The organism is Nonomuraea harbinensis, assembly GCF_019396385.1.
GTDB classification, from domain to species: Bacteria; Actinomycetota; Actinomycetes; order Streptosporangiales; family Streptosporangiaceae; genus Nonomuraea; species Nonomuraea ferruginea.
On sequence record NZ_JAHKRN010000036.1, the window covers coordinates 68,816 to 80,879 of the forward strand.

11 protein-coding genes are annotated in these 12,064 nt (G+C 72.6%); 7 read left to right on the forward strand and 4 right to left on the reverse strand.

Features of this window, described 5'->3' with window-relative positions:
• Window positions 1–38: 38 nt before the first annotated feature.
• Window positions 39–1,556 carry a cobyric acid synthase gene (locus KME79_RS30600; RefSeq protein ID WP_219548001.1) on the forward strand — a complete coding sequence of 506 codons (1,518 nt, stop codon included), beginning with the start codon at window positions 39–41 and terminating at the stop codon, window positions 1,554–1,556.
• Window positions 1,557–1,558: 2 nt separating this feature from the next.
• Here the strand turns inward: KME79_RS30600 and KME79_RS47150 are convergent, their stop codons facing one another.
• On the reverse strand, window positions 1,559–2,020 hold the full coding sequence (locus KME79_RS47150; RefSeq protein WP_219548003.1) for an ArsR/SmtB family transcription factor: 462 nt from the start codon (window positions 2,018–2,020) through the stop codon (window positions 1,559–1,561).
• Between the two features lie 129 nt (window positions 2,021–2,149).
• On the opposite strand from KME79_RS47150, the gene KME79_RS30610 reads away from it, so the two are divergent.
• From KME79_RS30610 to KME79_RS30625, 4 genes are read left to right on the forward strand one after another with little or no spacing between them, the layout of a single operon-like run.
• Window positions 2,150–3,061: an ABC transporter ATP-binding protein gene (locus KME79_RS30610; protein WP_219548005.1), complete on the forward strand. Its 912-nt coding sequence runs from the start codon at window positions 2,150–2,152 to the stop codon at window positions 3,059–3,061.
• On the forward strand, window positions 3,039–3,830 hold the full coding sequence (locus KME79_RS30615; RefSeq protein WP_219548007.1) for an efflux permease Rv1217c-related protein: 792 nt from the start codon (window positions 3,039–3,041) through the stop codon (window positions 3,828–3,830). Before KME79_RS30610 ends, KME79_RS30615 begins: the two co-directional genes overlap by 23 nt.
• The gene (locus tag KME79_RS30620; protein ID WP_219548009.1) at window positions 3,830–4,876 is read left to right on the forward strand and encodes a PucR family transcriptional regulator; all 1,047 of its coding nucleotides are present in this window, start codon (window positions 3,830–3,832) and stop codon (window positions 4,874–4,876) included. Before KME79_RS30615 ends, KME79_RS30620 begins: the two co-directional genes overlap by 1 nt.
• Window positions 4,877–4,915: 39 nt before the next feature.
• A complete protein-coding gene (locus KME79_RS30625; RefSeq protein WP_308249109.1) occupies window positions 4,916–6,541 on the forward strand; it encodes a serine/threonine-protein kinase in 1,626 nt (541 codons plus the stop codon).
• 17 nt (window positions 6,542–6,558) lie between these two features.
• Here the strand turns inward: KME79_RS30625 and KME79_RS30630 are convergent, their stop codons facing one another.
• Window positions 6,559–7,440: a helix-turn-helix domain-containing protein gene (locus KME79_RS30630; protein ID WP_219548011.1), complete on the reverse strand. Its 882-nt coding sequence runs from the start codon at window positions 7,438–7,440 to the stop codon at window positions 6,559–6,561.
• Between the two features lie 80 nt (window positions 7,441–7,520).
• Here KME79_RS30630 and KME79_RS30635 point away from each other — a divergent pair, with 80 nt between their 5' ends.
• Window positions 7,521–8,912, forward strand: coding sequence for an MFS transporter (locus KME79_RS30635; protein WP_219548013.1), 1,392 nt, complete (start codon window positions 7,521–7,523; stop codon window positions 8,910–8,912).
• A 4-nt stretch (window positions 8,913–8,916) separates the two neighbouring features.
• Here KME79_RS30635 and KME79_RS47155 read toward each other — a convergent pair whose 3' ends face one another.
• Both KME79_RS47155 and KME79_RS30645 read right to left on the reverse strand, forming a co-directional pair.
• A complete protein-coding gene (locus KME79_RS47155) occupies window positions 8,917–11,007 on the reverse strand; it encodes a tetratricopeptide repeat protein (RefSeq protein WP_219548015.1) in 2,091 nt (696 codons plus the stop codon).
• Window positions 11,008–11,083: 76 nt separating this feature from the next.
• Window positions 11,084–11,299: a hypothetical protein gene (locus KME79_RS30645; protein WP_219548016.1), complete on the reverse strand. Its 216-nt coding sequence runs from the start codon at window positions 11,297–11,299 to the stop codon at window positions 11,084–11,086.
• A gap of 71 nt (window positions 11,300–11,370) precedes the next feature.
• Between KME79_RS30645 and KME79_RS30650 the strand changes: the two genes are divergently transcribed.
• The gene (locus KME79_RS30650) at window positions 11,371–12,057 is read left to right on the forward strand and encodes an NAD(P)H-binding protein (protein ID WP_308249110.1); all 687 of its coding nucleotides are present in this window, start codon (window positions 11,371–11,373) and stop codon (window positions 12,055–12,057) included.
• The last annotated feature ends 7 nt before the right edge of the window (window positions 12,058–12,064 follow it).

A 12,064-nucleotide genomic window follows, 5' to 3' on the forward strand; every position in this document is an offset into this window, starting at 1 on the left:
CGTTCTAGTCAGAGTGGCAGAAGTCACAGGATTCGTAAATGGGCGATTTCAGGCGAATCACCGTTACGGTGGTGCGCGTGAGAGGGGCGCTGCTCGTCGCGGGCACCACGTCAGACGCCGGCAAGAGCGTCGTCACCGCCGGGATCTGCCGCTGGCTGGCCCGGCGGGGCGTGCGCGTCGCCCCGTTCAAGGCCCAGAACATGTCGCTCAACTCGTACGTGACCGTGGACGGCGCCGAGATCGGCCGGGCCCAGGAGGTCCAGGCGCGGGCCGCCGGGCTGGAGCCGGTGGCCGACATGAACCCGATCCTGCTCAAACCGGGCAGCGACCGCCGCAGCCAGGTCGTGCTGATGGGCCGCCCGCTGACCGACGTGGACGCGACGGAGTACGGAGCGCTCAGGGACCGCCTGCGGACGGCGGCGCTGGAGTCGCTGGACCGGCTCAGGAGCGCCTACGACGTGGTGGTGTGCGAGGGCGCGGGCAGCCCCGCCGAGATCAACCTGCGGGCCGGCGACCTCGCCAACATGGGCCTGGCCAGGGCCGCGAACCTGCCGGTGATCGTGGTCGGCGACATCGACAGGGGCGGGGTGTTCGCCGCCTTCTACGGCACGGTCGCGCTGCTGGACGCCGCGGACCAGGCGCTGGTCTCCGGGTTCGTGGTCAACAAGTTCAGGGGCGCGAGGGAGCTGCTCAGGCCGGGCCTGGACATGATCGAGGAGCTGACCGGGCGGCGCGTGTACGGGGTGCTGCCCTGGCTGGACGGGCTCTGGATGGACGTCGAGGACTCGCTCGCCCTCGACGGCCGACGGGTGGTGACCGGGAAGCCGCACGGCAGGCAGACGCTGCGGGTGGCGGTGGTGCGGCTGCCGCGCGTCTCCAACTTCACCGACGTGGACGCGCTGGCCGCCGAGCCGGGCGTGGTGGTGCGGTTCGTGACCGGCCCGGCCGAGCTGGACGACGCCGACCTGGTGGTCCTGCCCGGCTCCCGCGCCACCGTCGCCGACCTGGCCTGGCTGCGCGAGCGCGGGCTGGCGGACGCGCTCGCCGCCCGCGCCGGGCCGGTGCTCGGCATCTGCGGCGGTTTCCAGATGCTGGCCAGGGAGATCGTGGACGAGGTCGAGTCGGGCGCCGGCCGGGTGGACGGGCTCGGGCTGCTGCCCGCGCGGGTGACGTTCGGGCCGGACAAGGTGCTCGGCAGGCCCTCCGGTCAGGCGTACGGGCATCCGGTCGACGCGTACGAGATCCACCACGGACGGGTCACGGTGGAGGGCGGCGAGTCGTTCCTGGACGGCTGCCGGGCCGCGAACGTGTGGGGCACGACCTGGCACGGCGCGCTGGAGAACGACGCGTTCCGTCGGGCCTTCCTGGCGGACGTGGCCGGGCGGGCGGGCCGCGCGTTCGAGCCCGACCCGGCCACCGACTTCGGCCGGTTGCGCGAGCGGCGCCTGGACGCGCTCGGGGACCTGGTGGAGCGGAACCTGGACACCGGGGCGCTGCTCGACCTGATCGGGAACGGCCCGCCGCAGGTGCCCGGCCTGCCGCCCGGGGCCCGGTGACGTCAGCGGGGGTGGACCACGTCCGTCGCCGCGGCGATCATGGCCAGCACCGGGAAGATCGCCGAGGGCGGCACCCGGTAGACGCCGCGCTCCGGCTGCTCGACCAGCCCGGCCGAGCTGAGGGTCTTGAGATGGTGGTAGAGCTGGCCCTGCGAGGCCGGTGACAGCTCGGTCTGCAGCTCGGCGGCGGGCCGCGGGCCCCGCACGAGCAGTTGCAGGATGCGCAGCCGGGCGGGGTGGCCCGCCGCGGCCAGCACGGCCGCCATCGGACCGGCCGGCTGCTCGACCAGCCAGCCGGGCGGCCGGGCCATCTCCCAGCTCCACCGGTAGCCGCCGAACCTGGCATGCCCGCCGTACACCAGCTTGCCGGACTCCTCGACCTCGCCGCCGGGCTCGGGCGCCCGGCCCTCCAGGGCGGCGACCCGGGCCTCCAGCGCGGCCACGCGCTCCTCGATCGTCGTCACAAGCGAAAGATACCCCGGAAAACCGGAATTCCGGAGTCAGCGGTTGCCGGGTGCCGGAAGCGAACCGGCGCCGAACCTTCCGGAGCCCGCCGGTGACGGCGGCGGCCCCCGGCGGGCACCATGGCGGGCATGACAGCAGTGGTGCGGGCCGAAGGGCTGACCAAGTACTACGGTAAGCGCCGGGGGCTGGAGGACCTCGACCTGGAGATCCAGCCGGGCGAGATCTTCGGCTACCTCGGGCCGAACGGTTCCGGCAAGACCACCACGATCCGGCTCATGCTCGACGTCATCCGGCCCACCCGCGGCACGGTGAGCGTCCTCGGCACCGGCTCGCGGGAGGCCGCCGTACGGGCCAGGATCGGCTACCTGCCGGGCGAGCTCGCCCTGGAGGGCAGGGAGAAGGCCCGCGACTACCTGGAGTTCCTCGGGAAGGTGCGCGGCGGGGTGCCCGCCGGCCGGATCGGCGCGCTGGCCGAGCGGCTCGACGCCGACCTGGGCGTGCCCATGGGGAAGCTCTCCAAGGGCAACAAGCAGAAGGTCGGGCTCATCCAGGCGTTCATGCACGAGCCCGAGTTCCTCATCCTCGACGAGCCGACCAGCGGCCTCGACCCGCTGGTGCAGCAGGAGTTCCTCACCATGCTGCGGGAGGTGCGCGCCTCCGGGCGGACCGTGCTCATGTCCTCGCACGTGCTGGCCGAGGTGGAGCACGTCTCCGACCGGGTCGGCATCGTACGGGCCGGGCGGCTGGTCGCGGTGGAGAACGTGTCCGCGCTGCGCGAGAAGGCGGTGCGGCGGGTGGAGCTGCACTTCGACGCGCCCGTGCCGGCGGAGGCGTTCGACGGGCTGCCGGGCGTGCGGGACCTGCGGGTGGCGGGCGCGAGCGTGCGCTGCACGATCGACGGCCGGCCGGACGCGCTGATCAAGACCGCAGCCAGGTTCACCGTGGTGCACCTGGTCAGCGAGGAGCCGGACCTGGAGGAGATCTTCCTCACCTACTACAGCGACGAGGGGAGACACGATGATCGCCAAGACGTTGCGTGACTACCGGCGGGCCCTCATCGGCTGGACTATCGGGATCAGCGCCTTCATGGGCCTCTACCTGGCCGTGTACGGAAGCGTGAAGGAAAATCCCGAGGTGTACGGCCCGCAGGCGATGGCGAAGTTCCCCGGCGCGCTGAAGGACCTCATGGGCGGCATGGAGGACTTCACCAGCGGCGCCGGCTACCTGCAGTCGGTCGTCTACCAGCTCTTCGTGCCGTTCCTCTTCCTGGCCTGCGCCATGCTCATCGCCAACCGGGCGCTCGCCCAGCCCGAGGAGGACGGCACGCTGGAGCTCGTCGTCACGCTGCCGATCGACCGCAAGCGGCTCGTCCTGGAGCGGTTCGCCGCCCTGGTGATCGGGCTGGGGGCGGTGGCGGCCATGACGCTGCTGGTCACCTGGGGGCTGGCGGAGACGATGGAGATGGGGGTGCCGTTCGACCGGATACTCGCCGCGCACACCGGCGTCCTGCTGGTCGGGCTGTTCTTCGGCGCCGTCACCCTGGCCGTGGGCGCCGCCACCGGCCGCAAGGGTCCCGCCATGGCGGTCACCGGGGTGTGGGCGGTGCTCGGCTACGTCGTCGTCACCGTCGGGCGGAGCGTGGACGCCATCGCCTGGCTGAAGTGGCTGTCGCCGTTCCACTACTACGCCTCCGGCCAGCCGCTGCAGCAAGGGCTGCCGGTGGGGGAGTACCTGGTGCTGACCGGGGCCGCCGCGGTGCTGGCGCTCACCGCGGTGCTGGCCTTCGACCGGCGCGACGTGGGGGTGTGATGTCGCCGCGGGTGCCCGCCGAGCTGCTCGGCGGGCACCTCCGCACGCTGCGGGAGGCCGCCGGCACCGGCCGGCTGCCCGGCAGGGACGAACTGGACGCCTACCGCGCCGGCGGCCGCCGCGCCGCCGAGCTGGGCGTGCCGTTACGGCACCTGGTCGACGCCGCCCTGGCCGCCGCCGACGCCCTGGCCGCCGCCGACGGGCTGGCCGCGCCGTCGGTGCTGCCCGCGCTGCGCAAGGCCGTCGCCGCCCTCATGGAGGGGTACGAGAAGGCACAGCTCGCCGCGCTGCGCGAAGCCGAACGGGAACGCCGCGCGTTCGTCGACGACCTGCTCCACGGCAGGGCCGAGCGGCTGGCGGAACGGGCCGAGCACTTCGGGCTGCGCCTGGCCGAGTCGTACGTGGTGACCGTCGCCCGCGGGCTGGCCGGCACCGGCGCCGACGGCATCGAACGCGACCTGACCGAACGGTTCGGCTCGCACAACATCCTGGTCGCGGTACGGGACGGGCTGCTGGTGTGCGTGGTCCCGGCCACGCTCCCGGCGGCGGTCGGCGAGTTCACCCACCATGTGCGCTCCCGCTTCACCGCCGGCTGGCGGGTCGGCGTCGGCAGGCCGCAGCGCGGGCCCGGCGGCATCGTCGCCTCCTACCGGGAGGCGGCCGGCGCCCTCGACCTGGCCGACCGGCTCGGCCTGAAGCACGACGTGGTCAAGGCCGCCGACCTGCTCGTCTTCCCCGTACTGCTGCGCGACAGGAGCGCGATGGAGGACCTGGTGACGAGCGTCCTCAGCCCGCTGCTGCATGCGCGCGGCGGGCACGAGCCGCTGCTGGAGACGCTGGAGGCGATCTTCGCCGCGCACGGCAACCAGACCGCCGCCGCGCGCCGGCTGGGCGTCAGCGCCCGCGCGGTCACGTACCGGCTGCAGCGCATCAACCGCCTGACCGGCTTCTCCCCTGACGACCCCACCCAGCGGTTCACGCTGGAGACGGCCGTGCTCGGCGCGCGCCTGCTCGACTGGCCCTGGGAACAGCCGGGCGGCGAGTGACATTCGACGGCGGGGCCGAAGTCGGTAAGCTTACGCGCCGTGAGCGGTGAAACCTCCCACATCGGGCGCTACAGGCTGGTGCGTGTGCTGGGCCGGGGTGGGATGGGCACGGTCCATCTCGCCGAGGACCCTTCCGGGCAGCAGGTCGCCATCAAGGTGATCAACCCCGAGCTGAGCCAGCACGAGCAGTTCCGCATGCGCTTCCGCAGGGAGGCGGACGCCGCGCGGCGGGTGCGGCGGTTCTGCACGGCGGCCGTGCTGGAGGCCGCGCTCGACGGCGACCAGCTCTACGTGGTCACCGAGTACGTTCCGGGGCCGAACCTGGAGGAGGCGGTGCGGCAGTCCGGGCCGCTCCGCGGGTCCAGCCTCGACGCGCTGGCCGTGAGCGTGGCGACCGCGCTGACCGCCATCCACGGGGCCGGGGTCGTGCACCGCGACCTGAAACCGTCCAACGTGCTGCTGTCGCCCGTCGGGCCCCGGGTGATCGACTTCGGCATCGCGCGGGCGCTCGACACCCTGGGCGGCGTCACCGGCACCGGGGAGCTGATCGGCACGCCCCGATACATGGCGCCCGAGGTGCTGCGCGGCGAGCCGGTTTCGCCGGCCTGCGACGTGTTCTCGTGGGGCTGCCTGGTGGCCTACGCCGCGAGCGGGCGGTCGCCGTTCCCCGGCGACACCCTGCCCGCGATCGTCTACCAGGTGCTCAACACCGAGCCGAGCCTGGACGAGGTCGAGCCGGGCCTGCGCGAGCTGGTCCGGGCCGCGCTGCACAAGAACCCCGCCATGCGCCCGACCGCGCAGCAGCTCCTCGACCACCTGGTGGGCCGGGCCGCCGGGCCGGAGCAGGTGGCGCACACCGTCCAGGTGGCCTGGCAGCAGGCGACCACGCCGGTCACCGCCGCGACCTCGTACGCGCCACGCGGCCCCGGCAGGGCCAAGCTCATCGCGGGCGTCAGCGCGGCGGCGGCGCTGCTGGTGACGGCAGGCGTCGTCGCGTGGGCGCTGATGCCGGGCGGGCCGCCCGAGATGTCGGTGCTCTACCGGGAGGATTTCACCCAGACGTCCGGCGGCTGGAACGGCAGGTACGACCCCTCCTCGGGCTCCAGCTACGGCTACCGCACCGACGGCACGTACGGGCTGGACGTGGAGCCGAACTACGAGGAGCGCTGGGCGGAGGCGGCCATCCCGTTCCTGACCAAGACGCCGACCGCCACCCCCGACCCGTCGGCGACCCCCACGCCGATGCTCCCCGAGACAGTCCTGGTCGCGGTGACCGCCGAGGTCAAGCAGGTGACCGGCTCGGGCGAGTACGGCGTCTACTGCCACGCGGCGGACGACGACACCTACTACGAGTTCGGCCTCGACACGGCAGGCAACGCCCGCGTCCGCCGCATCTACAACGGCTCCGGCGGCACCATGGCGGAGCCGGCGCAGGTCGGCGAGCTGAAGGGCAAGGTCCGCATCGAGGCCGCCTGCGAGCAGACCGGCAAGGCGGTGCGGCTCACCCTGTGGGTCAACGGCAAGAAGGTCGTGTCGGTCGACGACCCGAACGGCATCGGCAACGGCTCGGTCGGCATGTTCGCCCGCACGCCGAAGGACGAGAAGTCGGTGCTGAAGATGGCCTACGACGACTTCGAACTCCGCGGCACCCCCGCCCAGTCGTAGGCGGACCGCCCTGTCCTTCACGTGATCGACGGCCGGAGGGCAGCGGGCGGGGCGGAGGGGAGCCGGGTGGTGGTGGCGGCGAGGTGGCGGAGTCCGGCTTCCGACGCGGAGCCGGGTTCGGCGGCGTACAGGTCAAGGCCCTGGAGCTCGGGGTCGCCCGGCAGGGACACCAGCTCGGCCGACAGGCGGAGTTCGCCCACCACGGGGTGGTCGAGGACGTAGTCGCGGTGGGTGGCGGCGGCGACGTGGTGCTCGGTCCACAGGGCGCGGAACTCGGGGCTCCGCTTGCAGACCGCGTCCACGTGCGCCATGACCCGCGGGTTCTCGGGGTAGCGGGCGGCCAGGACGCGGAGCCGGGCCACATGCTCCCGGGCGAGCCGGTGCCAGCCGTCGCCGTGCATGCGCCTGACGTCGTCGTCCAGGAAGATCAGGTGCCCGAGCGTCCGCCGCTCCTCGGGGATCGCGGCGAGGTCGGCGAAGACCGCGGCGGCGAGGGTGTTCCAGGCGATCACGTCGGCGTGCCGGCCCAGGACGAGGGCCGGGGTGCGGACCAGGGAGTCGAGCAGCCGCTGCAGCCCCGGCCTGATCGGGTGCTGCGGGAAGTCGCGGCACCGGTGCGCCGGGTGGGCGAGCGCGTGCAGGTAGGACCGCTCGTCACCGGTGAGCCGGAGCACGTCGGCGATCGAGTCGAGGACCTCGGCCGAGACGTTCTGGCTGCGGCCCTGCTCCAGCCGGGTGTAGTGGGCGACGCTCACCCCGGCGAGCAGGGCCAGCTCCTCGCGGCGCAGCCCCGTCACCCGCCTGGTGCCGTTGGTCTTGAAGGGCAGCCCCGCCTCGTCCGGCCGCAGCCGCGCCCGCCGCGACTTGAGGAACTCGCTCAGCTCGACATCACGCTCCATAGGTCGCCAGCCTAAGCAAAGTTTGCGTACGCAGAACACGGGGCTGGCTGACGTCCGGGGCCGCGGCGAGGCTGACCGGCATGAGATTCGCGTTCCCCCTCGTCCTCCTCGGCCTGGGCAGCATGATCACCGCCCTGGACTTCACCGTCGTCTACGTCGCGCTCCCGCACATCGCGCGGGATGTCGGTTTCTCCCCGTACGCACTGCAATGGGTGGTGAGCGCGTACGCGGTGCCGTTCGGCGGCTTCCTGTTGCTCGGCGGCCGGCTGTCCGACCTGCTGGGCAGACGGCGGATGTTCGTGCTGGGCATGCTCCTGTACGGGGTCGCGTCCATGCTCGGCGGGCTGGCCACGGGGCCCGGCCCGCTGATCGCCGCCCGTGCGCTCCAGGGGCTGGGCGGGGCGGTGCTGCTGCCGGCCACGCTCTCGCTGGTCGTCACCATGTTCGACGAGGGCCCGGCCCGCAACCGGGCGATGACGGTGTGGGCGGTGTGCGGCGCGAGCGGGCTGAGCCTCGGCGCGCTGCTCGGCGGCGTGCTCACGGCGACGTTCGGCTGGCAGGCGGTCTTCTTCGTGAACGTGCCGATGGCCGCCGCCGGGATCGTGGCCGCCTTCGCCGTGCTGACCCCGGACGGTACGCGACGGCCGGGCGGCTTCGACCTGCCCGGAGCGGTCACCGGCACCGCCGGTGTCACAGGGCTGGTGTTCGCCATCGCGCACGGCGCCCAGTGGGGCTGGACCTCGCCCGGCGTGATGGCGTCCCTGGCCGCCGCCGTCGTGCTGCTCGCCGGGTTCGTCGCGATCGAGGCGCGCAGCCCTAATCCGCTGCTGCCGCCGCGCCTGCTGGCGAACCCGCACACGCGCACCGCCACCGGGGTCATCCTGGTCTACGGCATGGCCCTGCAGTGCGTCCCGTACTTCCTCACCCTGCACTTCCAGGACGTGCTCGGGTACGACGCGATGCGGTCGGGCCTGGCGTTCCTCGGGCCGACGCTGGGCATCACGGCGGGCAACATCATCGGCGAGCGCCTGATCCCCCGGCTCGGGCTGGGCGGCACGCTGACCCTCAGCCTGCTCGTGGGCGCCGCCGGCACGGCCCTGCTGGCCTGGAGCCTGTCCGCCGACGGCTCCTATCTCGGCCTGCTGGCCGGGCTCGTCGTCTTCGGGCTGGGCTCGGGGCTGTCGTTCACCACCATGTTCATCCTCGCCACGACCGGCGTGGCCCCGCATGACCAGGGAGCGGTCTCGGGGCTGTCCTCCACCTTCCTTCAGACGGGCGGCAGCACGGGCCTGGCCGTGCTGGTGGCCGTGGCCTGGCGTGACACCACCGGCCTGACCGGCGAGGCGCTGCGTGCCGCCACGGTGGACGGGCTGCGTTCCGCGCTCTTCGTCGCCGCGGCGATCGCCGTGGTCGGTGTGGTGGCGGCGGGCAGAGTCCCCCGCCGGCAGGCCGACGCGGTTTCCCGGTCCTGAGCCCTCACCCTGAAGTCGAGGGGACCCCGCCCTCTGGCGGGGGAACCTCGTCGCCCGCTGAACCACCATCAGGGGTGGCCCCGAGGGAGCCTTCTCCCCTCCGCAAGGCGAGAACCTGGTCCAGACCGAGCGCCGCGGGTGGCGCGTGCCGCGGGTGACCGGAGGCGATCGCCTGCCGGAAGGCTTGCTCGGCCGCTGCCAGCTCCCCCCGGCTGGCGAGCACTATCCCCAGGTTCAAGGCAGCATGAGGCGCGCTGTCCGGATGGTTCGAAGCGATCACCCGCCGGAAGGCTTCGCCGGCGGCGCTCAGCTCCCCCGCATGGGCGAGCAGGGCCCCCAGGTTCAGTTCGGCCCTGGGCGCATGGTCGGGGTGGTAGGAGCGGATCGCCTGCCAGTAGGCGTCCTGCGCGGCGTCCAGATCTCCATGCTCTTCGAGCATCTTCCCGCAGACGAGTGCGGCGAGCGGTGCGGTGTGGGGATTACGCGAATGGATCACTTGGTGGAAGGCGTCTGTGGCGGCTTCGATCTTCCCCTGCTTGGAAAGCGCTATTCCCAGCTGAAGGGTGGCCATGGACGAACGATCGGCGTTCTGCGAGCGGGCCGCTTGCCGGAAGGCGTCCGCGGAGGCTTCCACCTCTCCCTGCTCAGCGAGCAGAATGCCCAGATAGCCCGCGGAGACGGCCGCCTCTTCAAGGTGAGGCGAGGTGGCCGCCTTGCGCCCTGCCGCGATGGCGTGCTCTCGCTCCCCGCGGTTCTCGGCTCCGTACATGATCGCGCGCGCATCGGACGGGTCGACGATCGAGATGAGCTCGGGCCAGAGGCCCGGGTGGATGGGCCGGGCTCCTTCGTCGGCGGACACGATGTGGTCAAGAGCCGTCCACCCTGCCTCACCGTCGCCGGTGTCCGCGGTGAGCAGAGCGACCTGGGAGGAGACGGGGACGGCCGCCCAGGTGCGGAGGCCCTGCTGGAAGGTGTCCGGAGTGGCGGGCACGCCGGCCCGTATCACTGGTAGATAGAGAGCGAACAGCCGCGAGAGCTCAGCGTCGGTGACAGGACGGGTGAGTCCCGCACGGCGGCAGTCGACCGCTGCTTGGACGATGGCGCAGCCGGCCGGATCGTCATCGGGCCCGGCCTTGTACTTGGCGAAGAGCTCGATCGCGCCGACGAGAGTCTCGGCGATGCTGCCTCGGAAGGTCTCCCCAGGGTAGAGGGCTTCGGCTTGCTCACGCTCGGCGTCGGTGGGCGGGCGGAAGACCAGTTCGTGGCCTTGGCCGTCGCGGTGCGCGCGGCTCAACGCCGTTCGGGCGACGCGCGTGCTGTCGGTACCCGACTTGAGGATCTGACCGCGCCTTCCGGCGGTCATGGTCGCGACCAGTACGGCCTGGCGGGCGACCGCGTCCAGCACGGCAGGTGTCAGGACTTCGAGGTCGGCGACGGTGATGTCGTCGAGGTGGACCACGGCCGGTCCCTCACCGGAGGGGAGAGCGTCTTCGGAGAGAGCGAGTTCCGCGAGAGCGGCTCCGCTGGCAGGCAGCAAGACGACGGTGTCTTCGGGGAACACCGCCCGGATGGCTTCGGCGGTGATACGGGACTTGCCAGCCTTGGTGTTCCCCCACACCAGCACGAACGGATAGGGCGGGCCGGGCGCGCTGAGGGCGTCACGGATCTGCGCGTCGTCAGGCTCGCGGGGGACATAGGGGTCGCGCCCGCTGGTGGTGTACTGGGTGGGAGTGACTCCGAAATCGGTGGCCGAGAGCTGACCGAGCCGGGGAAGCTCGCCGGCGCTTCCTCGCAGGACCCGGGTGGTGACGTACCGCCGCTTGTCGTCGAGTTCCTCCGCCGTCCGGGCCTTCCGCTCGGCGCGCGCCCCGATCAGGGGGAGAACGACGGAAAGGGCGGCGAGGAGGAGCACGATCCCGATACAAGCGGTGATCACCGAGTCGGACTGACCGGGCAGCTGCATCAGCATGGTGGTGATGGCGAGAAGCGCGGCCTGGGTGGTGGTCGCGACGGTGATCCAGATCGTCAGGTGCCGCCGTGCCCATACCGCCAGTCTCGTGGCTGTCGAGCGTCGAGCATCCCCGCGGTCCGCCACCGCCCCTCCCCATGACCTCTGCCGTCATTTTCGGCAACCGGATCAGGAATCGGCCCGGAAGGAAGAGAACAGATACTCATCTGCAACATGGGTCCGAGCCGCCACGCTGTCCGCGCTCGGGCAGGGCATCGAGCCAGCGGATGAGGCGGTTTCCCTCCCCGGTCATGATCTCCGGGTCGCGCAGGGCGTTGGCCAGCAGGGACATGCCCTGGTAGGCGCCGACGAACGTGAGCGCGAGGTCGTCCGGGTGGGGCAGCCGTACCGGGCCGCGATGTCGCGCTGGCTGATCCACCCGGCGACCAGGGCCTTGAGACGTTCGAGGGGGTCGGGCAGCCGGTCGAGCTCACCGGTGAGCCGGGCGAGGTGGTCGGCGCCGGCGCGTTGTTCCTGCTGATCTCCGGCGACTTCGTGGCGGCCGCCGACAGTCCGGGCGGCGTCATCGGACGCGTCCTCGACGACGCCGGATCCGCTGGAGCCGGGCGGGTCGTGCTGCTGTCCTCCCAGGGAGTCGCGACCCGCCCTGGCTCGTCCTCCCACGGGAGCACGGCGCGGTCCATCGAGGACGCCGTCCGGAGATCGGGCATGGACTGGACGATCCTGCGGCCCGGCGGCTTCGACTCCAACGCCTACGCCTGGGCCGAGTCGGTCCGCGCCCGGCGTGCCGTCGCCGCGCCGTTCGGGGACGTCGGCCTGCCGTTCATCGATCCGGACGACATCGCCGAGGTCGCGGCCGTGGCCCTGCGCGAGGACGGTCACGCGGGCCAGGTCTACGAGCTGACCGGACCCGCCCTCACCACGCCGCGGCAACGGGCCGAGGCGATCGGGGAGGCGCTCGGCGAGCCGATCCGGTTCACCGAGCAGACCCGCGCGGAGGCCCGCGCGCAGATGCTGCGGTTCATGCCCGAGCCCGTGGTCGAGACCACCCTGTCCATCATCGGCGAACCCACCCCGGCCGAGCGGCGCGTCAGCCCCGACGTCGAGCGGCTCCTCGGCCGGGCGCCGCGCACGTTCGCCGAGTGGGCCAGGCGCAACGCCGCCGCCTTCCGGTAGCGGGCGA